We start from the raw sequence: 22,169 nt of genomic DNA, 5'->3' as shown, positions 1-22,169 counted from the left end.
CGAAAGATCAATTGCCGAGCAGGCCACCGAGTACGCCGCCGCTCTGCTGCTGGCCGCCGGCCGCGCCGGCGATGCCGCCCGGGGGCTCCTCGGAGGGCTGCACGACGACGAAGCCCTGGCCGGCGAAGCTCATCGTGAAGGCCTCACCGGTGCTGCGGCCGAGCAGCGTGCCGATGCCGAGCTGGTCGGCCCGGTGGTAGCCGGTCTGGAGGTTGTGCGACCAGCAGATCGCCGCCTGGGGGTCGACGTAGGTGGGCTGGTCGACGTTGAGCACGACCGGGGTGCCCTTGGTGGTGATGGCGATCCGGCCCTGGCCGCTGAACACGCAGTTGAACAGGCCGGCGGAGGACATCATGCCCATGCCTTGGACCATCTTGATGTCGTACTGGAGCGTCGAGTCGAAGGCCAGCACGTTGGCGCCGTTGATCGAGAGCGCGTCACCGTGCTCGAGGTCGACCAGGTGGATGTCGGCGGCCCGGTCCCCGAGGAACACGTCGCCGCGTCCGCTGACCTTCATCAGCGGCACACCCTCGCCGGTCAGCTTCTGCTTGAGGAACTTGCCGATGCCGCCCGAACCCAGCGCCGCGAACTGTACCTGGCCCTGATAGGCGACCATCGACCCGGTGCGCGCCATGCACTCACCGTTAAGCTCGATCTTGAGCATCTTGGAGTTCTGCAGCCGCATGCCCGGCTGATCCGACTCTTTCTCCAGGTTCTCCGCGGAAAACAGCGCGCTACGCATCTGAGCGTTCCTCCATCGAGTGGTGAGTGCTGCCCAAGAGCGTAGGTAGCCTGCGCAAACGCGATATGCCGACTGTCGCCAAACCGACCTTGACTTAACACCGGCGCGGTGCGGATCAACCCCAGCCGAGCTCGTGCAGGCGGGCGTCGTCGATGCCGAAATGGTGGGCGATCTCGTGCACGACGGTGACCGCGACCTCGTCGACCACGTCCTCGTCGGTCTCACAGATCGACAGGATCGGCAGCCGGTAGATGGTGATCCGGTCCGGAAGCACGCCGGCGTAGTTCCAGCCGCGGTCGGTCAGCGCGTGCCCCTCGTAGAGGCCCAACAGCCGGGTGCCCGGCGGCGACCGGTCCTCGACCAGGATCACCACGTTGTTCATCAGGCCGAGCAGTTCTTCGGGGACTTCGTCGAGCGCATCGGCGACGAGTTCCTCGAAGCGTTCGCGACTCATCTCGACCGGCACGGCTCCTATTGTGCCGTGCCGGTCGCGACGGAAGACCTACTCAGGCGAGCCGGGCGGTCAGGGTGATCTCGGCGCCGGGGGAAAGCAGGCGCGAGATCGGGCAGTTCTCCTTGGCACCCTGGGCGATCTTCTGGAAATCGGCGTCGTCGATGCCGGGGACGTCGCCGACGCTCTCCAGGTCGATCCGGGTGATGGTCATGCCGGCGTCGGTCTTGTCGAGGTGCACCTTCGCGGTCGTCTCGACCGAGGTCGGGATGTGGCCGGCGTCGGCGAGGCCCTTCGAGAAGGCCATCGAGAAGCACCCGGAGTGCGCGGCGGCGATCAGCTCCTCAGGGTTGGTGCCCTCACCCTCCTCGAAGCGCGACTTGAAGCTGTAGTTCCCCTCGAAGCCGCCCTTGCCGGTGCGGATCGTGCCGGAACCTTCGGTCAGGTTGCCCGACCAGCGGGCGGAAGAAGTGCGGATTGGCATACCTCGACGCTAGTCCACTGTCGGGCATGATTGCTGGATGCGGATCGGCATCCTCGGCACCGGCGCGGTTGGCCAGACGTTCGGTACCCGCCTGCACAACCTTGACCATGACGTCACGCTGGGTGCCCGCGAAACGGGCAATCCACGCGCGCTGGAGTGGGCCGAAGCACACGCGGCCCGATGCGGCACCTTCGCCGAGGCGGTCGCTGACGCCGACCTGGTGATCAACGCCACCGCCGGCCAGCACGCGGTCAACGCGCTGGAAATGGCCGGCGGCAACTCGGCCCTCGCCGGCAAGGTAGTGCTCGACGTCAGCAACCCGCTCGACTTCTCCACCGGCGAGCTACGGCTGAGCGTCTGCAACACCGACAGCGTCGGCGAGCAGCTTCAGCGCAGCTTCCCCGACGCCCGGATCGTCAAGAGCCTCAACACCGTCAACGGCAGCGTGATGGTCGAGCCGACCCTGGTGCCCGGCCAGCACACGATCTTCGTCGCCGGGAACGACGCCGACGCCAAGCGCGCCGTGACGGTGCTGCTCGGCGAGTTCGGCTGGGCCGCCGCCAACGTGCTCGACCTCGGGGGCATCGAAGCGTCGCGGGGCATGGAGATGTATATGCCGCTCTGGGTGTCGATCCTGCGCGCCCTCGACGGCAACCTGGCCTTCAACATCAACGTCATCCAGGGCTGATGTCGGCGTACGACGTCATCGTCATCGGCGGTGGTCACAACGGTCTGGTGGCGGCCGCCTATCTGGCCCGGGCCGGGCGCCGGGTGCTGGTGCTCGAACGGCGTGACACCGTCGGCGGCGCGGCGGTCTCCGAGCACCCGTTCGGGCCGGACTTCACGGTCACCAGCCTGTCCTATGTGGTCAGCCTGCTGCCCGCGGATATGGTGCGTGACCTGCGGCTGGTCGAGCACGGCTACCACGTCTATCCGCAGGGTCCGTACTTCGCGCCGCGCGCGGACGGCCGCTACCTGGCGCTGCCCGACGACCCCGCGGAGCGGCATCGCGAGATCAGCCGGTTCTCCGCCAGGGACGCCGACGCGTACGAGCGCTGGGACACCTGGCTCTCCCACCTCGGCCGGCTGGTCGGCCCGCTGCTGCACGAGATACCGCCGAAGCTGGGCTCGAAGCGACCGTTGGACCTGGCCGCGCAGGCCGGGCTGGCCAGCCGGCTGCGCCACGTCGACGTGCGTGCCGCCGTCGACCTGACCCGGCTGTTCACCGCGAGCATCGCCGACCTGGTCGAGGACCGCTTCGAGTCCGACGCGATGCGCGGCCTGCTCAGCGTCTCCGGAGTGATCGGCACCTGGGCCGGCCCACGCAGCCCCGGCACCGGCTTCGTGACCCTGCACCACCATCTCGACCAGACCGGCGGTCAGCAGGCCGGCTGGGGGTTCCCGCGCGGCGGGATGGGCGGCGTGACGCAGGCGATGGCGGCGGCCGCGCGTGCCTTCGGCACGGAGATCCGGACCGGGTCGCCGGTCGCCCGGATCGACACCCGCGGCGGCGCGGTGCTCGGCGTCACCCTGGCCGACGGTACGGAGCTGCGCGCGCCGACCGTGATCACCACCGCCCACCCGCGGATCTCGTTCCTCGAACTGCTCGACCGGGCCGAGCTGCCGGCCGAGTTCGTCACCGACATCGAGGCGTGGCGCAGCCGTTCGGGCACCGTGAAGGTGAACTTCGCGATCGACCGTTTGCCAACCTTCACGAGCCATCCGGCGTACGCCCCGGAGGTGCACGGAGGCACGATCGTGCTCGCCGACTCGCTGGAAGAAATCGAGCGTTCGTTCACTGAAGCGGCCGCCGGCAGCCCGGCCACGCTGCCGTTCGCCGACGTCTGCATCCCGTCGGTCCTCGACCCGACGCTGGCGCCCGAGGGCAAGCACGTGGTCAGCGCGTTCACCCAGTGGGTGCCACACACCTACGCCGGCGCGCCACACACCGCCGAGTTGGAGGCGTACGCCGACCGGCTGGTGGCCCGCCTGGAGACGGTCGCGCCCGGGTTCACCGACTCGGTCATCGGCCGCCAGGTCATCGGTCCACACACGATGGAGCAGGAGTACGGCCTGGTCGGCGGCAACATCTTCCACGGCGAGCTGACGCCGGGCCAGATGTTCCACGGCCGGCCGGCCGCGGGGTACGCCGACCTGCGTACGCCGATCAGGGGTCTTTATCAGGCGGGCAGCGCGACCCACGGCGGCGGTGGCGTGACCGGCATCCCGGGCCGCAACGTGGTCAAGCAGATCATGCGGGACCGCCGCCGCCGGCCCTGATCAACTGAACGCCCCGGTCCTGGCCGCATCGTGGCATGCTGATGTGCATGTCCGCAGAGCCGTCCGGCCCGGCCGTCGTGGCGTTCGGTGCCGGCGAGGCCGTACCCGACCGGTCCTGGCCGTTTGTGGATCGGCTGCGCCGGGGCATCGTCGACCCACGGAGGCTGATCCTCGCCGGCACGATGCTCGCGGCCGCGGTCGCGGGATTCGTGGCGCTGATCGCGCCGTGGTTCTCGGCCATGTTGGCGTTGGGCGAGCCCGACCCGAACACCGGTGTCCAGAGCGACCGGCCCACCGAGTTCCACCTGGACGACCTCGGCACGCTGGCCACCGTCTACCTGGTGTGCCTGCTGGTCGTGGCCGTCGCGTGCGTCCTCGCGCTCGCGGGTCCCCCGGCCGCCCGCTCGGTCGCACGGCTGACGGGGCTGACCCTCGCCGGGGCATCGCTCGCGGTGCTGGTGTCGCTCATGGCCAACATCCAGAACTCGATCATGCGCTCCTTCTTCTTTCTCTTCCAGGAAGACATCGAGATCGAGCGGCGCGGTGGCCTCACCGCCGCCTTCGTCGCCGTCCTCCTCGCAGCCGTGGCGCTGTTCCTGAGCGGCCGCGGCTCGGCGGCACAGGCCACCGGCGGTCCGGCGTTGGGCTGGCAACCGCCCCGCCCGGTGCGCGACGAGACGGCCACGGCGCTCGCCGCCGCGGCGCCGCTCGACCTCACCGTCCAGCCGGCCCGGCCGTTCGCCCTCCCCGACAGCGACGACGACCGCGACCGCTGATATCCGCGCGACCGCCGTCCGGCGGCCCCGGTAGTCTGATTTACCGTGATTGACCTTCGACTGCTTCGTGACGATCCCGATGTTGTGCGCGCCAGCCAGCGGGCCAGGGGTGAGTCCGAGTCCGCCGTCGACGACCTCCTCACGGCCGACGAGACCCGGCGGGCCACCGTGCAGCGCTTCGAGGCGCTGCGCGGCGAGCAGAAGCAGCTCGGCAAGCTCATGCCCAAGGCGACCGGCGCCGAGCGGGACACCCTGCTCGTGCGCACCAAGGAGCTCTCGGGCGAGGTCAAGGCGGCCGAGGCGGCCGTCACCGAGTCCGAGGCGGCGCTGCGCCAGGCGCAGTTGCGGATCTCCAACGTGGTCGAAGCCGGCGCACCGGCGGGCGGCGAGGACGACTACGTCGTGCTGCGCGAGGTCGGCACCAAGCCCGAGCTGGACTCGCCCCGCGACCACTTGGAGCTCGGTGAGCTGCTGGGCGCGATCGACGTCGAGCGCGGCGCCAAGGTGTCGGGCAGCCGGTTCTACTACCTGACCGGCGTCGGCGCCCTGCTCCAGCTCGGCCTGCTCCAGATGGCGATCGCGCAGGCCGTCGAATACGGGCTGACCCCGGCGATCGTGCCGGCGCTGGTAAAGCCGGAGGCCATGGAGGGCACCGGCTTCCTCGGTGCGCACGCCAGCGAGGTCTACCGGCTCGAGGCCGACGACCTCTACCTCGTCGGCACCAGCGAGGTGCCACTGGCTGCCTACCACAGCAACGAGATCCTCGACCTCGGCGAGCCGGTCCGCTACGCGGGCTGGTCGAGCTGCTTCCGCCGAGAGGCCGGCTCGTACGGCCGGGACACGCGGGGCATCATCCGCGTGCACCAGTTCGACAAGGTCGAGATGTTCTCGTACTGCCGGCCGGAGCAGGCACACGACGAGCACGTGCGGCTGCTCGCCTGGGAAGAGGAGATGCTGGCCAAGGTCGAGGTGCCTTATCGGGTGATCGACACGGCCGCCGGCGACCTCGGCAGCAGCGCGGCCCGCAAGTACGACTGCGAGGCCTGGGTGCCGTCGCAGGGTCGCTACCGCGAAGTGACCTCGACGTCCAACTGCACGACGTTCCAGGCCCGCCGGCTCAACATCCGCTACCGCGACGAGGCCGGTCGGCCGCAGATCGCCGCGACGCTCAACGGCACGCTGGCCACCACCCGCTGGATCGTGCCGATCCTGGAGAACCACCAGCAGCCCGACGGGTCGGTCGTCGTACCCAAGGCGTTGCGGCCCTATCTGGGCGGTCGCGAGGTTCTGGAGCCGGTCAAGCGGTCCTGACCTGGTGTTTTCGGCCGGCGCGGCCACCGCTGAGTGGCCGCTGCCCGGCTGCGACGATTTCTCCCAAACGTCATGGCTGGGCTACCGAGTGCGAGGTACGGTTGCTGCCCGGCCGCTCGCGGCTTCCTCCCGGCGGTCGTCACCGGTCGGGGCGAGGAGGAGCCATGCCCCGACCGGGCCTGCCAAAACTGGTCGCCACAGACCTCGACGGCACGATCGTGCGGAACGACGACACGGTCTCCGCTTACACCCATGAGGTCCTCGACCGGGTGCGCGCGGCCGGCATCCCGATCGTCGGCGCCACCGGGCGCGGCCCCCGCCTCACCGAGCTCACCCGCAACGACATCCGCGACGCCGACTTCCTGGTGATGGCCAACGGCGGCCGCGTGGTCGACCAGACCGACCCGGTGGACCCGATCGTGCTGCGCGACGCGCGCCTGTCCGGCCGGGTGCTCGCCCCCGTGATCGCCGAGTTGGAGGCCGCGGTCGGGCCGCTGACCGTGATGGTCGAGGCGCTCGACGGACACGACGACCCCCTCTGGGGCGACCCCGACCCGGCGTGGCGCTACCCCGACCGTTTGGAGCCGCGCGCCCGCGCGGACTGCTTCACCGGCGACGTCATCAAGGCCTTCGCCCGCGCGCCGGGTCACGACGTCGACGAGCTCCTCGCCGCGGCCGCCCGGATCGTCGACCCCGCCATCGCCACGGTGACGCAGGCCGGGCTCGGCTTCATCGAGATCCTCCCGCCCGGCGTCGACAAGGCCACCGGCCTCGCGGTCGTCGCGGAGGCCATCGGCGTCGACCCCGGCGACGTGCTGGTCTTCGGTGACATGCCCAACGACCTGCCGATGTTCGCGTGGGCCGGCTGGGGCCGGGTGGCTGTGGCCAACGCGCACCCGCTGGTCCAGGCCGCCGCCGACGAGATCACCTCGAGCAACGAGGACGACGGCGTGGCCGTATATCTAGACCGGCTACTGTCTAGATGATGTTGATCGCCACCGACCTCGACGGAACCCTGCTGCGCGCCGACAAGACAATCAGCGCCCGGACGACCGAGGCACTCGAGCGGGCCGCCGCCGCGGACGTGCCGGTGGTGCTGGTGACCGGGCGCCCGATCCGCTGGCTCCGTACGGTCTACGCGCAGTTGGCCATCCCGCTGCCGGCCGTGTGCGCCAACGGCGCCGTGGTCTACGACCCGATGCGCGACCAGGTGCTGCGGGCCGACCCCCTGGCACCCGAGGCGCTCGAGGAGATCGCCCGCCGGCTGGCCGAAGAGGTGCCCGAGGCGGTGCTCGCGGTCGAGATCATGGACGGCCGGGAGATGCGGCATCACATCGACTACCCGATGCGCTGGGACAGCGAGCACGGCGGCGTCCAGGCCGTGCGGGCGATCGCCGAACTGCTCACCGAGCCCGCGGTCAAACTGCTGGTGCGGGCCGGCGACCGGGACCCGGACGAGTTCGCCGACCAGATCGCCAAGGCCCTGGCCGGGGTGGGCGAGGCAACCCATTCGTCGACGTCCGGGCTGGTCGAGGTGTCCGCGTCGGGCGTCACCAAGGCGGCCGGGCTGGCCTGGTACTGCGCCCGGCTCGGCGTGCCGGCCGCCGAGGTGACCGCGTTCGGCGACATGCCGAACGACGTGCCGATGCTGGCCTGGGCCGGGCATGCGGTCGCCGTGGGCAACGCGCACCCGGCGGTGAAGGAGATCGCCGACGAGGTGGTCGCGAGCAACGAAGACGACGGCGTCGCGACCTACCTGGAGCAGTTGCTCCCTTAGAGATATTGGCCGGTGCCCTTCCCGCCCTCTTGCGGCGGGTTGGTGCCGGGCATGCCCGGGATCACGCCGGGTACGGCGCCGGGCGGCAGCGCGGGGCGGCCACCACGCATCTGCTCCAACTGCATGCGGGCGGCCATCTGCTGGGCCACCAGGGCCGCCTGGATGCCGTGGAACAGCCCTTCCAGCCAGCCGACGAGCTGGGCCTGGGCCACCCGCAGCTCGCCCTCGCTCGGCGTCGACGTCTCGCTGAACGGCAGTGAGAGCCGCTCCAGCTCGTCGCGCAGCTCCGGCGACAGCCCGTCTTCGAGCTCGATGATCGAGCGCTGGTGTATGTCGCGCAGGCGCACGCGGCTGGCCTCGTCGAGGGGCGCCGCCCGGACCTCTTCCAGCAACTGCTTGATCATGCTGCCGATCCGCATGACCTTGGCCGGCTGCTCGATCTGGCGGCCGGGGTCTTCCTCGCCACCGTTGTCGGTGTCGACCGTGCCGACCGGCCGGCCGTCCGGCCCGACCACCACCACGGTGCCTGACCGCCGGTTGGGCTCGACCTGCTCGTCCGGCGCTCCTGGGGTATCGGTCATGGTCCCATCTTTCCCCAACCCCGGCCGACGGTGCTCCCCGGACCCGGCAAGCTAGCGTTCCGCACATGCCCGCGAGCGAACCGGACCCACGCGACGTGCTCGTACTGCCGGCGCCTCCGCCGGACACCGTGGTGCGCTACGGGCCACACGCGGACCACGTCGCCGACGTCCGGCTGCCGCGGGCCGGCTCGGGGCCGCTGGTGGTGGTCATCCACGGCGGGTTCTGGCGCGACGAGTACGACCGTGCGCACACCGGACACCTGGCCGCCGCCCTGGCCGACCTGGGGTACGCGGTCGCCCAGCTCGAGTACCGCCGGACCGGCCCCGGCGCCGAGGGTGGCTGGCCGGCCACCTTCGAGGACGTGGTGGCCGGCGTGGGCGCTCTGCCGGCGTTGGTCGCCGCCGCCGCGCGGGAGTTGGGCCGGCCGGTGCCGGACGAGGGGCCACCGATCCTGGTCGGTCACTCCGCCGGCGGCCACCTCGCGCTCTGGTACGCCGCACACGCCCCGGCGGAGGCCGTACCCGACGGGGTTCTAGCGCTGGCACCGGTCGCGGATCTGGCCGAGGCCCATCGGCTGGACCTCGACGGTGGCGCGGTCGAAGCGCTGCTCGGCGGCGGCCCCGAGGCGCGGGCCGAGGCCTACGCCGCGGCGGACCCACTCCCGTCGATACCGCTGCGGTTACCGACAGTGATCCTTCATGGAACGACGGATGTGCAAGTTCCGATCGCCCTGAGCCGCCGGTTCGTTGCGGAGGCCGGCGCGGTTGATAACGAAATTACGCTCTTGGAACTCCGCGAAGTAGGGCATTTCGAGCTGATTGATCCGCGGTCCGCAGCGTGGCGAAAGGTGACGGAGGCGTTGCGGTCCTTGCGGCGGTGATCATATTCATTGACGCAGCGTCGTCCAGGCGGTAGGAACCCCGGGGGAGTGTGGCAATCAGCCCACCGGTCGGGGAGGGTCGTTTCCGTGTCGCAGATAGATCGCCGCCAGGCGTTGCGGTTGTTCGCGGGTTTGGGTGCCGCGGGCTTCCTAGCCGCGTGCGGCAATGACGACAGCGCGGACGCGGCCGACGGCAACCGGCTGGTCAGCGATGAGCCGATCAAAATCGGCCTGATCGTGCCGCAGACAGCCGGCTACAAGAGCGTCGGAGACGAGCTCACCCGGGGCTTCAACCTCTACCTGGAGATGAACGACCAGCGACTGGGCGGCCACCACGTGCAGCTCGCGGTGGCCGACGAGGGCGAGACGGTCGAGTCCGGCAAGGCGGCCCTCGACGGGCTGCTCAAGCAGGGCGTGCTGGCGCTGACCGGCGTCGTCAGCTCGACCGTGATGCTCGGCATCCGGGACACCGTCGAGCAGGCCCGGATCCCGCTGATCGGCTCCTGCGCCTCGCCGTCCGCCCTGCAGAGCGTGGTCTACATCTGGCGCACGTCCTATGTGAACAACGAGGCGGGCGCGGCGCTCGGCCGCTACGTCGGCGAGGAGGTCGACGGCAAGGTCGGCATCATCGCGCCCAACTACGAGGCGGGCCGCGACGCCGTCGACGGGTTCCGCACCGCCTTCGGCGTCAGCGACTCCCGGCTCTCCGCCGGTCCGGTGTGGACGGAGTACGTCACCGAGCCCACCAAGACGTTCTTCAAGAGCGAGATCGACAAGGTGCGCCAGGGCAACCCGAAGGCCATCTACTGCTTCTACAGTGGACAGGCCGCGGTCGAGTTCCTGCGCCAGTTGCACGACGACGGCTACCGCGGCGCGGTCTACGCCCCGGGCTTCCTCACCGAGGGCGAGGTGCTCGGCGAGCTGAAGCGCAACGAGGCGAACGATGTCTTCACCGCGCTCAACTACTCGCCGGATCTCAACAACGCCGCCAACCGCGAGTTCGCGACGCTCTTCCGCAACAAGTACGGCGCGACGCCGACCACCTACGCGGTCGCCTCCTACGACGCCGCCCAGGTGATCGACAAGGCGGTGCGCCTCGCCGGCGCTGACCCGACGCCGCAGGCGGTCAACCTCGCTCTGGGCAAAATCGGCCTGATCGACAGCCCGCGCGGCGAGTGGCAGTTCAACCAGACCCGCACGCCGCAGCAGAAGTGGTACCTGCGTCAGGTGCGCCGGGACGGCCCCGTGCTGTCCAACGTGGTGATCAGCGAATTGGAGACGCTGGGCTGACTCAGGCCCTCAGCTCGGCGACGCAGCACTTCACGCTGCCGCCACCCTTCTTCAGCTCGCTCAGCTCGACCGGGACGGGCGTGTAGCCGGCGTGTGCCAGCTTCGCCGAAAGGCCCGTGGCCTCGGCGTTGAACACGACGTTGCGACCGTCGCTGACGAGGTTGAGGCCGAACGCCAGGGCGTCGGCCTCGTCGGCGAGCAGGGCGTCGGGGAAGAGCTGGGCCAGCACGCGCTGCGAGCCGGCCGAGAAGGCGCCCGGGTAGTAGGTGATCCTTTTGTCGTCGAGCGCGGCCAGGGCCACGTCGAGGTGGTAGAAGCGCGGGTCGACGAGCTGGAGCGAGATCACCGGGCGGCCCAGCGCCTCCTGGGCGTGGCTGTGCGCCACGGCCTCGGTGCGGAAGCCGTGACCAGCGAGGATCATGCCGCCGTACGCGTCGGGCAGGTAGGCGAAATCACCCTCGCCCTCGTTGATCTCCGTCGGCTCGACGTACGCCCAGCCCTGCTCGTCGTAGAAGGCCCGGTGGGCTCTGGCTTCCTCGGCGCGCTGGGGATAGCGGAACCGGGCTCCGAACGCCGTACCGTCGACGGTGAAGGCGCCGTTGGCGGCGTAGACCATGTCCGGGAGCCCGTCCTCGGCCGGGAGCACGTGCACCGTGTGGCCGAGCCCCGCGAGCGTCTCCCGAAGTAGCTGCCACTGTTTGAGGGCGAGCTCGGCGTCGACCGGCGCGCTGGTGTCCATCCACGGGTTGATCGCGTACGCGACCGCGAAACGCTCTGGCGGGCACATGAGATATGTCCGCTTACGCGACATCCGCTCGTCCTTCACGATCACCATGATCAGGTACTCTTCGTGGTCAAGACAGCCGAATCTCTTGCTTGCGAGAGGCGAAACGTTGCAGATCGACGACGTAGACCAGCGAATCATTGCGTCACTCGTCGCTGACGCTCGAGCCTCGTACTCGGAGATCGGTGAACGGGTCTCGCTTTCCGCCCCCGCCGTAAAGAGGCGCGTCGATCGGCTGCGCTCCGCCGGGGTGATCCGGGGGTTCACCGCGGTGGTCGACCCGGCCGCGGTCGGCTGGACCACCGAGGCGTTCGTGGAGCTCTACTGCACCGGACGGACCACCCCCGCCCAGCTCACCGTGGCGACCCGGCGGCACCCGGAGGTGGTCGGCGCCTACACGGTGTCGGGCGAGGCGGACGCCCTGGTGCACCTGCGGGCCGCCGACATCGCCCACCTGGAGCAGGCGCTGGAGCGGCTGCGGGCCGAACCCTTCGTCACCTCGACCCGCAGCATGATCGTCCTGAGTCGACTGGTCGACTCGCCCAACATCGTGCCGGCGCCGCACTGAACTCTTGGGGAACGATGCCGCCCGTGGCGGCGTCCAACCCGGCATGACCATCGCCCGCCGCGGCGCGTACGCCGTCGTCGCTGTGTTGCTCGTGTCCGGGTGCACCAACTCGCCCGGCCCTTCGCCGCGCGCGGCGTCGCCTGCCCCGGTTGCCCTGCCGGCACCGGCCTTCCGGCTGGTCGCGTTCGACTCGTGCGACGACGTGCTGAGCGGGCTGAAGCGGGCCGCGAAGGACGTGGTCACGGCATGGGGGTTCGACGATTTCGGCGGGTACCGCGGCGGCATAGCCTCCCGCACCGGTGCGCAGGAGGACCTCGCCGCCGCTGCGCCCGCCGCCAAGCAGGCGCCCGGGTCCGAGCAGTCGGGATACTCCGGCACCAACACCCACGAGGCCGGAGTCGACGAGCCTGACCTGGTCAAGACCGACGGCCGCAGGATCGTGACGGTCTCGGGCGGCACACTGCGCGTGATCGACCCGGCCACGCGCCGGATGACCGGCAAAGTCGACCTGGCCGACGACGCGGGCCACTTCGGCGAGGCGAACCTGCTGCTCTCCGGTGACCGCGCGATGGTGCTCATGCCGGCCGTGGTGCCGGTCTCGCACAGCGCCCGCAAGAGCCTTCGGCCCTGGGGCGACACGATGGTCCGGCTGGTGACCGTCGACCTCGCCGGGACTCGGCCCGTGGTGGTCGGCTCGTACACGATCGACGGCTCCGTGGTCGACGCGCGCCAGGTGGGTTCGACGGCGCGGATCGTGGTGCGCAGTCGGCCGCGGATCGACTTCCCCTACCGCGAGAACGCCACGGACACCCAACGGCTGCGCGCGAACCGGGCTCTCGTCGACCGGTCCACGATCGATGACTGGCTGCCGCGCTGGTCGACTGACAACGGCGGCGAGAAACGCCGCGGCCGGATCGACTGCGGTGCGCTGCGCAGTCCGGACGCGTACTCGGGCACGTCGCTGATGACGGTGCTGAGCTTCGACATCGGCAGCGCGTACGGCACCGGCGACCCGACCACGATCGTGGCCGACGGCGATCTGGTCTACAGCAACGGCACCAGCCTGTACGTGGCCAACGACCAGCGGTGGCGGGTCATGCGCGGCCGCCCTGCCGCGGTGCAGGATCTTTCGACGGTCATCTACCGCTTCGACATCACCGGTGTGGGAACACCCCGCTACGTGGCCGCGGGTTCGGTGCCCGGCAACCTGATCAACCAGTACGCGATGTCGGAGTTCGACGGCCACCTGCGCGTCGCGGCGACGCTGTCGGAGAACTCGTCGTCCGTGTACGTGCTGCGCGCCGCCGACATGGTGCGCACCGGTGTGGTCGACGGGCTCGGCAAGGGTGAGCGGATCTACGCGGTGCGGTTCGCGGGATCGGTCGGCTATGTCGTGACCTTCCGCCAGACGGACCCGCTCTACACACTGGACCTCGGCGACCCTTCGGCCCCGAAGGTACGCGGCGAGCTGAAGATCAATGGGTACTCGTCGTACCTGCACCCGCTGGACGCCGGCCGGCTGATCGGCATCGGCCAGGACGCCGACTCGCGCGGTCGGGTGCTCGGCGCCCAGATCTCGGTGTTCGACGTGAGCGACCTGTCCTCGCCGCGCCGGGTCGCCCAGCACCGGGTGAGGGACGGTTGGTCCGAGGCGGAGGGAGATCCGCACGCTTTCCTCTATTGGCCGGCGTCCAAGCTTCTCGTCGTGCCGATGAGCGCGCAGTCGCAGGTCGGCATGCTGGCCCTGCGGGTCACGGAGTCGGGGCTCGAGCAGGTCGGGACGGTGCGCCACCCGTCGACTCCGAGCCTTGGCCTTGGCTACGAGCCGATGATCCGGCGGTCGCTGATCGTTGACGGGACACTGTGGACCGTTTCGGATGCCGGCCTACGCGCGACCGACTCGACCTCGATGCGCGACCAGGCCTGGATCCCGTACGCGTAGCCGGTGCCTGCTGGCATCGCCCGGCGCCGACTGGTGCCTGGCGTTCTTATTCCTGGCGTTCTTATTCCTGGCGTTCTTAGAGGTACATGCCCGTCTTGGGCTCCTGGGCGGCGCGGTTCGCTGGCTTGTCTCCTTCGCCGAAGAAGCGCTTGCCACCGAACTCGCCGTGCAGGCGGTCGTCGAGCTCGTCGGCCAGGCCCGTCATCACCTGGACGGCGAGCATCAGGTGGGTCGCCTGGAAGTTGCGACCGAACACCGGGATCGACGCCCAGACGGTGTCGTTGGTGCAGTAGAGGCGGCCGATCGGCATGCGGTTGGTCAGCTCGGAGAGCTTCACGTAGAGCTGCTCGGTCGGCTCGACGTCGGTCAGCACGGGCGAGAAGACGTCGACCAGCGGCGGGTTGTCGCGGACGCGTACGAACACCATCGCGGAACCGGCCCGAATGCCGATGTCGCCGTCCGAGTCGACCTTGAGTGCCTCAGCGTCGGACTTCATGAGCGCGGCCACCACGGTCCGAACCCGCTCCTCGAGGGCCACGGTGTCGTCCTCGCCGGCGTCGTCCCCGCGACCGGCCATCTCCTGCCCGGCCTTTATCGCACTGTCGAGGTCAAGGCTGCCGGCAAGCTCGGGCCGCGCGGTGGCGAGCGGCTCGACCGCGATCGGCTCGTCCTCGGAGTCGTGCACGAGGTAGACGAGGAAGGCGGGGTGGGGCGCCCCGTAGACGTCCCGCAACGTACGCGAAACGGTCGTAGCGATCCTGGACGCGTCCTTGGTCGGCGCGTGCAACCCGAACTGCTCACCGGAGTCCGGCAGCACCCCGGGCGGCGACCACCCGAGCGCGACGAGGTCGGCGACCGCTCCACGGTCGAGCCGGTAACCGTCCGGCAGCCCGGCGTTGCCGACCGCCAGCGCCCGGACCATCCCGTCACCGATGATCTGAAGCTCGACGGAGTAGACCGCCGCACCCGTGCCCGAGGCGGTCGGATCAAGGGTCAACTCGACCCGCGCGCCGACCGGCAGCTCAGGGACCACCTTCGACAACGCACGCGCGAAGTCACGCCAGGCCTCGATGACCTTGCCCCGCAGGTCGGCGGTACTCGCCTCGTCCAGCAGGATGGCATCCGTAAAGCCGTCGTCCCCCGTGCTCGCTAGCTGCGCTGACGTCATGATCGCCTCCGTCCGTCAGGCACACCCTACCCAGGGCACCGGTCCCCACGGATAGGCCGGTGTGAGTCGGATAACGGCATTACACCGCGCTTACACCCGGTCTGCTGACCGGGACCCCGCGTGCCCTGTTCGAGCTTCCAACCTGAGCAGCGAATCGACCAGCGATGTTCCAGCATCCGAACCAACGCGAGGATTGCGGGGGTTAGCCGCGGGCCGGTGCCAGATGACCGTCTGGCCCGCTGCCTTATCGGTCGGCGGCCTGTGCTTTCGCGAGGACGGTCAGCCGCGCTGCGGCCTCTTGGGCATCCGCACCGCGCCCGACAGCGAGCCCGAGCAGAAAGGCGGTAACCGGCGCCGCGGGCCGCACGGTGTTGTGCGCGACGTCCCGAGCCAGATCAAGCACGAGCGAAACCTGAGCCTCCGCCGGCGCGATGCCCAACTCCGTGCACGCGGCCCGCACCCATTCGTCGAGCGTCATTCCGCTCCTCTCGCTGTCAGCCATTCCCGCACCTTACGGAGGTCGTCGTCGGTGTCGCAGTCGAACCATGGCGGCGGTCCGTCGCCGCTCCAGGCCACCTCGACTACATGCAGCGGTTCGATCAGCGCACGCATCGAGGCACCCCGTACGCCGCGGGGTCCGGCGTCGAAGCCTGTGCTCGCGCCGGTGCCGGGCAGCATCTCCGCGAGCCGATGCCGCAAGGCCTTGGCTTGCCACACGCCGCACAGCAACTGTCGCCGTCCGTCGCGATCGACGTAGAGCGCACCGTCGGCAGTGGACAGACGGTCGCGGAGGACGTTCACCGCGTCCGCGGTCAACAACGGCAGGTCTCCGGCGACGATCGCTACCTCCGCCGCATCCGGGCCGACCGCCGCCAGCCCGGCCGCGACGGCCGCAACCGGGCCGCCACCTGGCGGCTCTTCCCGGGTGTAGCCCACTCCCGCCGGCACATCGACGTTTCCACCGACGACGACCGTCGGCTCGGCCGCACCCAGCGCGTCCAGGACGCGATCACGCATCGACCGCCCGAACACGACCACCGACGGCTTGTCGTTGCCGCCCATCCGCCGAGCCGAGCCGCCCGCCAACACCACGGCCGCAAACCCCGCCACAGCGCTCCTCTCGGCCACGAACCTCCTCTCCGACCCTACGGGGCCGGTTCCGCGTACGTGCGGGCCCAGACACGGGCGGGTCGCTCTGCTGAGGGCATTCCCGAGACCAACGACGGGAACTGGCTCAGGTCGGCCCGCCCGGCCTCCCAGGACCACCGGCTCGCGTCGCACCCCTCGCCTGGGCCAACAGCGCCGCTATTCGGCTCCCTTCTGTCCGCAGCGTCCGGCGACGCTCACCCATCGCCCTGAGCGGTCGGCGGTGCTGGCCCGTCCGGCCAGCACCGCCGAGCCCAGGCCGAGCAAAACCTCGGACCGTAGGCCAGTCACGTCCGGCGGGCGGCGTTTGCCGGACATCCCTCGGCGGCGGGGCGGGTGCCGGGGCAGGATGGTGGCGTGGGACGTGTTACCGACCGGCGCGAGATCGTCCGCATCGACCTCTCGGCTGCTACCGCGGTGCGCCGGATGGACTCGATCTCCGGCGAGGAGCCGCTGGAGATCCGGGTGGGTCGCCGCGCCGACGGGTCCGGGCCTCGCCGGCCGCTCGCCGTCACCATGCGTACGCCCGGGGACGACATCGATCTCGCGATCGGCTTTCTGCTGACCGAGGGCGTCATCCGGGACGCCGGCGACATCGTCACCGCCCAGCTCTGCGCCGGCACGGACACCCCCAACACCTACAACGTGGTCGACATCGTGCTCGCCGACGGCGTACCCGCGCCCGACACTGATCCCGCTCGCGCCTTCTACACGACCAGTTCGTGCGGCGTCTGCGGCAAGGCGAGCATCGACGCGATCCGTACCCGGTCGCCATGGCGCCTCGCCGACCACCCGATGACCGTCAGCCCCCACGTGCTGGCCGCCCTGCCCAACCGGCTGCGGGCCGCCCAACAGGCCTTCGACCGCACTGGCGGGTTGCACGCCGCCGGCCTGTTCACCGCCGACGGCGAGCCGGTGCTGGTGCGGGAGGACGTCGGACGCCACAACGCCGTGGACAAGGTCATCGGGCGGGCGGCCACGGAGCATCGGTTGCCGCTGCGTGAGCACGTGCTCCTGGTTTCCGGTCGGGCGAGCTTCGAACTCACCCAGAAGGCCTGGATGGCCGGCATCCCGGTGCTCGCCGCGGTGTCGGCTCCGAGCTCGCTCGCCGTCGACCTGGCGCAGGAGGCCGGAATGACGCTGGTCGGCTTCCTGCGCGGCCTGACGATGAACGTGTACGCGGGCGCCCACCGCATCACCGAGCCCGACCCGGACAAGACGGCGTCGCAAGCCACCCGCTGATGCCCGTCTGATCGCGCCGATCGCCGCCAGCACCAGGGCGGCCGCGACTGAGGCGCGCAGGGCCACCCACGAGATCGGCAAGGCGCACCGGACAACGCCGTTGCAGGCCTGGACCGCCACCACCACCGGAACGGCCCGCACCGCGCCGGCAGCGGGCATCGCTCTGGCCGCCGTCAATTGGGCCGCCAGCGCCGCCTCGGCCGCCAGCGCCACCTCGGCCGCCGGCACCACCTCGCCCGCCGGCACCACCTCGCCCGCCGGCACCACCTCAACCGCCGGCACCACCTCAACCGCCGGCACCACCTCAACCGCCGGCACCACCTCAACCGCCAGCGCCACCTCAACCGCCAGCGCCACGTCGCCCGCCAGCGCCACCTCGCCCGCCGGCACCACCCTGGATGCCAGCGCCGCCTCGGCCGCCGAGACCGGCCGCGCAGCCGGCATCGTCTCCGCCGTGAGCACCGTCGGAGACGGCTGGGACGGTTCCGCGATTCCTCGCGATGACGTCGCCATGTTCAGCTCGCCTGCTCGAGCCCGATGTGCGGACCGATCCAGCGACGCCGCGCCCGACGGCCCGGTGCTCGATGCGGTTGCTCGGCCGCGTCCACCATGATCGACGGCGGCAGGCACTGGTCGAGGACTTCGTCGACCATCCGGGCCAGCGCGTAGTCCGGGTCGACCGCGAGCGCTCGCTCGACGGCGATCGCCGCGAGTGCGCCATGCCCCGCCCGCCAGGCCGCGAAGGCCAAGAGGCTCGCAGGCGCGGCGGCGAGTGGCGGGTCGACCCGTCGCACCATGTCGCTCCAGAGGTCGACCTGCCAGTCGTCGTCGGTGATGTGTTCCCACGCGTGGTCGCGCACCGGCAGGTGGACCAGCAGGACGCTGAGCCACGCCACCTCGTCGTCCCCGAGGCGCCGGCCGGCGCGATAACGGTCGACGGCGTCTTCCACCGCCTCGTCGCCCGCGGCGCGCAACGCCTTGGCCACGCGGGCGTTGGCGCGCACGGCCGCGCCGGCCGCCTGCGCCGACATCGGCCGGAGCCGCGGTGGAGCACTGTCGGCGGCGGCGCGAGCGGTCTCGACGAGCTTGGTCAGGCGCGCGTCGGCGCGTGCGGTCGCTTCCGTCATCGCCGCTCGGGCCACTCCGTCGACCGGTGCGAGGGACGCCGCCACCGCCTCGCGGTCGGGCAGCGCGACCCGGCCCGCGTAGACGGCGGAGGCGCCCACACAGGTCGTGGTCAGATCGAAGGGCTTGCCCTCGGGTGGGCAGCAGGCCGCGTTCGCGCAGACATATGACCAATAGCGACCTCCGTCGACGCGAAGGACGTCGAGGGTGGTGATGTCCGTGGACCGCAGCGCGACGCACACCGCCTCCGCAACGGGGGTTACCGAGCTCGAGGGCCCGTAGCCGACGATCGCGATCGCGTCGACGGGGTCGCGGAGCAGCAGCGAGACCAGGCGCCCGGCGACGTGCTCCGAAGTGACCGCATCGGGTAGGTCGCCGCGCGCCACGAAGCGCACCCGGTCGTCGACGATCGCGATGACCACGATGCTCTCGGCCGGATGAAAGCCGAGCAGGTAAGGCACCGACGCGATGAGGTCGGCGCAGGAACGCAAGGTGATGGGTGGCGCCTCGGTAGCGGTCATGGCGCGGAAGCGTGGTCGATGTCGCTGTGTGATCGCCACCCCACGAAGCGCGACTGTGGATAACTTCGCCCCGGCGAATTCGGGGCACAAAGTTATCCACAGGCAGCCGCGAAGATCCCCGCCGAGGCCCTCCGGCCCGACACACTCAACCCCGGAAGCGCAGCCCGTGCAGATCGATCTCGATGTTGTCCACGGTGGACGGCGAAGAGCGCAGGTCAAGGCTGAGCTCGACAGCGGAGAGGAGGTCGAAACCAGCAGCATGAAGCGACTTCAGAGCTTCGACGTTGCGCGACTCCGGTCGGATGGTGAGGCGCGCCAGCGACCGCTTCTTCGCCTCGCCGCTTACGTGCTTCAGCAGCGCGGCACCCACACCCGCTCCCCGGCGGCTGGCCGAGACGACGATCGGCTCCACCTCACCGCTGGTGCCGAACATCAGCAGACCGACCAGGCCGATGATGCCCTCCGAGTCTTCAGCGACCCAGATTCCCGACAGGTCGAGCCGGGTCAGATATTCCTCGAAGCCGGCGCCTGGGTCGGCACCGGCCGACCTGCCATAGAGACCGCTACGCGTCTCCGCGAGTTCGACCCACAGTGCCCGACCCGCGGAGTGGTCCTGGGGACGATAGGGGCGGACCACCACATCCGTCATGTCTTCATGCTTACTCTCCGAAGCGACCCGGCGGAACCCGATGCACGACAGGGGTTCAGACTTGGGCCTCATGGACCTGGCCTACCTCCGGTCACATCCGCAACATCTGCCCACGTTTCTCAAGCACCAGCGGATCCGCGAGACCCCTGTCGCCGGTGGCAGCATCTCCGCCGCCTCCCGCCTGACGCTCGACGACGGCGCCTCGCTGTTCGTCAAGACCTGGCCCGAGCGGTCGCCCGAGCCGATTCCCGAAGGCTTCTTCACGTCGGAGGCGTCCGGCATCGAGTGGCTGCGGACCCCCGATGGCCCGCCGTTGCCCGAGGTCCTGGTCGCCCTGCCGGACCTGTTGGCGCTGGAATGGGTCGATTCCGGGGAGCCGACCAGGGTGGGTGCCGAGCTCTTCGGCCGACAGTTGGCGGCCATGCATCGCGCCGGCGCGCCGTCCTTCGGCGCGCAATGGCCTGGTTTCATCGGCGCGCTGCATCAGGACAACGCGCCCTCCGCGCAAGCGTGGCCGCAGTGGTTCGCCGAACGGCGGCTACAGCCCTACTTGCGGCAGTCAGTGGATGGTGGTGCGCTCTCCGCGGCCGACGCCACAGCGACGGAGCAGGTGATCGACCAGATCGAGGTGTACGGCGGTGCCGAGCCGCCGTCCCGCATCCACGGCGACCTGTGGCCCGGCAACCTGCACTGGGCTGCCGACGGCCGGGCCTGGCTGATCGACCCTGCGGCGCACGGTGGCCATCGGGAGACGGATCTGGCCCAACTCGCTCTCTTTGGCGGGGCACCAGAGCTGGCGACGATCATCGACGCCTACCGGGAGGAGTGGCCGCTCGCGGAGGGCTGGCAGCGGCGGGTGCCATTGCATCAGCTACAGCTCCTGCTCGTGCACACGGCGCTGTTCGGTTCGGCCTACCAATCGGCAGTCCGGCAGGCCGTCGACACCCTGCTGCGCACCTAGCGCCGCAGCAGGGTGGGCAGGTGCTGCCGAGGCAAAGGACGCGCCCAGCCGCCGGTCGAAATGCCGCTGGACCTCTGCTGGAGCGGATGGCCTATGAGCGGCGTCGATTGCGAGCGGACGCTAGGGCACGCTGGGATCGGCCTTTGCGGGCATCCACGAGATGGGGCATCACGCGATACGGTCGAACGGTGACGATATCCGAGGTCCGTGCGATGAACGGGGCGCTAGGCGACCGCTTCGGGCGGGTAGCTACCGATCTGCGGGTGTCGCTTACCGATCGGTGCAACCTCCGCTGCACTTACTGCATGCCTGCTGAGGGGCTCGCGTGGCTGCCGCGCGAAGAGTTGTTGAGCGACGGCGAGATCGTGCGGTTGGTGCGGATCGCGGTCGAATTGTTGGGTGTTACGAATGTCCGGTTCACCGGCGGAGAGCCACTGATCCGGCCCGGGCTGGTGGAGATCGTCCGGGCGTGTGCCGATCTGCGGCCCCGGCCGAAAATGTCGGTCACCACCAACGGGATCGGGCTGGAGCGGCTCGCCCCCGCGCTGAAGAGCGCGGGCCTCGATCGGGTCAACGTCTCGCTCGACACGTTGGATCCGGCGCGGTTCAAGACGCTGACCCGGCGCGACCGGCACGCCTCCGTGATCTCAGGGCTCGAGGCGGCAGCCGACGCCGGGCTCGTCCCCGTGAAAATCAACTCAGTGCTGATGCGCGGCGTCAACGACGACGAGGCACCGGAGCTGGTGCGGTTCGCCCTGGAGCACGGCTACGAGTTGCGGTTCATCGAGCAGATGCCGCTCGACGCGCAACACAGCTGGGATCGCGCGACGATGGTCACCGCCGACGAGATCCTGGAGGCGTTGCGGGCCAGCTACACGCTGCTGCCGGATCCGGTCGAGCGGGGTGGGGCGCCGGCTGAGACGTGGCTGGTGGACGGCCACCAGGCCAGTGACGGCGGGCCCGCTCGGGTCGGTGTGATCGGCAGCGTGACGCGGCCGTTCTGCGGTGACTGCGATCGGACCCGGCTCACCGCTGACGGGCAGATCCGCAATTGTCTGTTCGCGACGGACGAGTCCGATCTGCGCGGCGCGCTACGCGGCGGCGCCACGGACGAGGAGCTAGCGAGCCGCTGGCAGTCCGCGATGTGGGTCAAGCGCGCCGGCCACGGCATCGACGACCCGTCGTTCCTCCAGCCGGCACGACCGATGTCCGCCATCGGCGGCTGACGACAAACCGAACTGGAACGACTTCCTGCACGTCGGGCCCTTCTTCGACGGTTCCGACACGGTGCGGTCGAGCACGCCCTGCCGTCCGGCGAACCCAGCGCCAGCACCCTCGCCACCTGGGCCTGCCCGCACTCTCCGCGTGAGCCCAACACAGACAGCTCGCCCCCGCGGCGCGTTCGCTCCCCGCGTGAGCCCAACACCAACACCTCGCTACCGCGGCGCGTTCAGGCTCTCCGTCTGAGCCCAACACCGACACCTCGCCAC

24 protein-coding genes are annotated in these 22,169 nt (G+C 70.3%); 14 read left to right on the top strand and 10 right to left on the bottom strand.

Translation table 11 applies throughout. The features are described from left to right. Positions 1–7: 7 nt before the first annotated feature. The 3 genes from BLV39_RS00905 to BLV39_RS00895 all read right to left on the bottom strand — a co-directional run bounded on the left by BLV39_RS00905 (position 8) and on the right by BLV39_RS00895 (position 1,677). On the bottom strand, positions 8–742 hold the full coding sequence (locus BLV39_RS00905; protein WP_090786092.1) for an AIM24 family protein: 735 nt from the start codon (positions 740–742) through the stop codon (positions 8–10). 115 nt (positions 743–857) lie between these two features. Continuing rightward, a complete protein-coding gene (locus BLV39_RS00900; RefSeq protein ID WP_090790990.1) occupies positions 858–1,196 on the bottom strand; it encodes a metallopeptidase family protein in 339 nt (112 codons plus the stop codon). Between the two features lie 52 nt (positions 1,197–1,248). Next, positions 1,249–1,677 (bottom strand): OsmC family protein, encoded by a 429-nt coding sequence (locus tag BLV39_RS00895; protein WP_090786090.1) that lies wholly within the window; start codon positions 1,675–1,677, stop codon positions 1,249–1,251. Positions 1,678–1,714: 37 nt separating this feature from the next. Between BLV39_RS00895 and BLV39_RS00890 the strand changes: the two genes are divergently transcribed. The 6 genes from BLV39_RS00890 to BLV39_RS00865 all read left to right on the top strand — a co-directional run bounded on the left by BLV39_RS00890 (position 1,715) and on the right by BLV39_RS00865 (position 7,821). Further along, the gene (locus tag BLV39_RS00890; protein WP_090786088.1) at positions 1,715–2,365 is read left to right on the top strand and encodes an NADPH-dependent F420 reductase; all 651 of its coding nucleotides are present in this window, start codon (positions 1,715–1,717) and stop codon (positions 2,363–2,365) included. After that, positions 2,365–3,957, top strand: a complete 1,593-nt coding sequence (locus tag BLV39_RS00885; RefSeq protein ID WP_204083024.1) for a phytoene desaturase family protein — start codon at positions 2,365–2,367, stop codon at positions 3,955–3,957. The genes BLV39_RS00890 and BLV39_RS00885 overlap by 1 nt, the downstream gene beginning before the upstream one ends. 47 nt (positions 3,958–4,004) lie before the next feature. After that, positions 4,005–4,733: a hypothetical protein gene (locus tag BLV39_RS00880; protein WP_143049594.1), complete on the top strand. Its 729-nt coding sequence runs from the start codon at positions 4,005–4,007 to the stop codon at positions 4,731–4,733. Positions 4,734–4,778: 45 nt separating this feature from the next. Then, positions 4,779–6,044: a serine--tRNA ligase gene (gene serS, locus BLV39_RS00875; protein WP_090786082.1), complete on the top strand. Its 1,266-nt coding sequence runs from the start codon at positions 4,779–4,781 to the stop codon at positions 6,042–6,044. Positions 6,045–6,208: 164 nt separating this feature from the next. Further along, positions 6,209–7,030 carry an HAD family hydrolase gene (locus BLV39_RS00870; protein ID WP_090786080.1) on the top strand — a complete coding sequence of 274 codons (822 nt, stop codon included), beginning with the start codon at positions 6,209–6,211 and terminating at the stop codon, positions 7,028–7,030. Continuing rightward, the gene (locus BLV39_RS00865) at positions 7,030–7,821 is read left to right on the top strand and encodes an HAD family hydrolase (protein ID WP_373315445.1); all 792 of its coding nucleotides are present in this window, start codon (positions 7,030–7,032) and stop codon (positions 7,819–7,821) included. The genes BLV39_RS00870 and BLV39_RS00865 overlap by 1 nt, the downstream gene beginning before the upstream one ends. Here the strand turns inward: BLV39_RS00865 and BLV39_RS00860 are convergent. Continuing rightward, positions 7,818–8,402 (bottom strand): bacterial proteasome activator family protein, encoded by a 585-nt coding sequence (locus BLV39_RS00860; protein WP_090786076.1) that lies wholly within the window; start codon positions 8,400–8,402, stop codon positions 7,818–7,820. The two genes, BLV39_RS00865 and BLV39_RS00860, sit on opposite strands and share 4 nt — an antisense overlap. A gap of 65 nt (positions 8,403–8,467) precedes the next feature. Between BLV39_RS00860 and BLV39_RS00855 the strand changes: the two genes are divergently transcribed. After that, on the top strand, positions 8,468–9,283 hold the full coding sequence (locus tag BLV39_RS00855; protein WP_090786075.1) for an alpha/beta hydrolase family protein: 816 nt from the start codon (positions 8,468–8,470) through the stop codon (positions 9,281–9,283). Between the two features lie 87 nt (positions 9,284–9,370). Further along, positions 9,371–10,573 carry an ABC transporter substrate-binding protein gene (locus BLV39_RS00850; protein WP_090786073.1) on the top strand — a complete coding sequence of 401 codons (1,203 nt, stop codon included), beginning with the start codon at positions 9,371–9,373 and terminating at the stop codon, positions 10,571–10,573. 1 nt (position 10,574) lies between these two features. Here BLV39_RS00850 and ddaH read toward each other — a convergent pair whose 3' ends face one another. Then, the gene (gene ddaH, locus BLV39_RS00845; protein WP_176984722.1) at positions 10,575–11,408 is read right to left on the bottom strand and encodes a dimethylargininase; all 834 of its coding nucleotides are present in this window, start codon (positions 11,406–11,408) and stop codon (positions 10,575–10,577) included. Between the two features lie 58 nt (positions 11,409–11,466). Between ddaH and BLV39_RS00840 the strand changes: the two genes are divergently transcribed. Together BLV39_RS00840 and BLV39_RS00835 are read left to right on the top strand one after the other, a co-directional pair. Then, positions 11,467–11,925 (top strand): Lrp/AsnC family transcriptional regulator, encoded by a 459-nt coding sequence (locus BLV39_RS00840; RefSeq protein ID WP_090786069.1) that lies wholly within the window; start codon positions 11,467–11,469, stop codon positions 11,923–11,925. A 43-nt stretch (positions 11,926–11,968) separates the two neighbouring features. Then, on the top strand, positions 11,969–13,867 hold the full coding sequence (locus tag BLV39_RS00835; protein ID WP_090786067.1) for a beta-propeller domain-containing protein: 1,899 nt from the start codon (positions 11,969–11,971) through the stop codon (positions 13,865–13,867). A gap of 76 nt (positions 13,868–13,943) precedes the next feature. On the opposite strand, the gene BLV39_RS00830 is transcribed toward BLV39_RS00835, so the two are convergent. From BLV39_RS00830 to mobA, 3 genes are all read right to left on the bottom strand, one after another. After that, entirely contained in the window at positions 13,944–15,035 is a 1,092-nt protein-coding gene (locus BLV39_RS00830; RefSeq protein WP_090786064.1) for a T3SS (YopN, CesT) and YbjN peptide-binding chaperone 1, read from the bottom strand. A gap of 244 nt (positions 15,036–15,279) precedes the next feature. After that, the gene (locus BLV39_RS00825; RefSeq protein WP_090786062.1) at positions 15,280–15,513 is read right to left on the bottom strand and encodes a DUF6457 domain-containing protein; all 234 of its coding nucleotides are present in this window, start codon (positions 15,511–15,513) and stop codon (positions 15,280–15,282) included. Further along, the gene (mobA, locus tag BLV39_RS00820) at positions 15,510–16,145 is read right to left on the bottom strand and encodes a molybdenum cofactor guanylyltransferase (RefSeq protein ID WP_176984721.1); all 636 of its coding nucleotides are present in this window, start codon (positions 16,143–16,145) and stop codon (positions 15,510–15,512) included. Before mobA ends, BLV39_RS00825 begins: the two co-directional genes overlap by 4 nt. Positions 16,146–16,538: 393 nt before the next feature. Here mobA and fdhD point away from each other — a divergent pair, with 393 nt between their 5' ends. Next, on the top strand, positions 16,539–17,423 hold the full coding sequence (fdhD, locus tag BLV39_RS00815) for a formate dehydrogenase accessory sulfurtransferase FdhD (protein ID WP_090786058.1): 885 nt from the start codon (positions 16,539–16,541) through the stop codon (positions 17,421–17,423). A gap of 100 nt (positions 17,424–17,523) precedes the next feature. Further along, on the top strand, positions 17,524–18,036 hold the full coding sequence (locus BLV39_RS44700; protein WP_176984720.1) for a hypothetical protein: 513 nt from the start codon (positions 17,524–17,526) through the stop codon (positions 18,034–18,036). On the opposite strand, the gene BLV39_RS00805 is transcribed toward BLV39_RS44700, so the two are convergent. Together BLV39_RS00805 and BLV39_RS00800 are read right to left on the bottom strand one after the other, a co-directional pair. After that, positions 17,939–19,069, bottom strand: a complete 1,131-nt coding sequence (locus BLV39_RS00805) for a DUF4192 domain-containing protein (RefSeq protein ID WP_090786056.1) — start codon at positions 19,067–19,069, stop codon at positions 17,939–17,941. The genes BLV39_RS44700 and BLV39_RS00805 overlap by 98 nt on opposite strands. 145 nt (positions 19,070–19,214) lie before the next feature. Next, positions 19,215–19,790, bottom strand: coding sequence for a GNAT family N-acetyltransferase (locus tag BLV39_RS00800; protein WP_239084093.1), 576 nt, complete (start codon positions 19,788–19,790; stop codon positions 19,215–19,217). On the opposite strand from BLV39_RS00800, the gene BLV39_RS00795 reads away from it, so the two are divergent. Both BLV39_RS00795 and moaA read left to right on the top strand, forming a co-directional pair. Beyond that, positions 19,789–20,679, top strand: a complete 891-nt coding sequence (locus BLV39_RS00795; RefSeq protein WP_090786053.1) for a fructosamine kinase family protein — start codon at positions 19,789–19,791, stop codon at positions 20,677–20,679. The two genes, BLV39_RS00800 and BLV39_RS00795, sit on opposite strands and share 2 nt — an antisense overlap. A 212-nt stretch (positions 20,680–20,891) precedes the next feature. Further along, a complete protein-coding gene (moaA, locus tag BLV39_RS00790) occupies positions 20,892–21,905 on the top strand; it encodes a GTP 3',8-cyclase MoaA (RefSeq protein ID WP_090786051.1) in 1,014 nt (337 codons plus the stop codon). Positions 21,906–22,169: the final 264 nt, after the last annotated feature.

The organism is Asanoa ishikariensis (genome assembly GCF_900107455.1).
GTDB classification, from domain to species: Bacteria; Actinomycetota; Actinomycetes; order Mycobacteriales; family Micromonosporaceae; genus Asanoa; species Asanoa ishikariensis.
The sequence above is the reverse complement of the archived record's forward strand: the minus strand, read 5'-3'. Positions and strand labels throughout refer to the sequence as shown.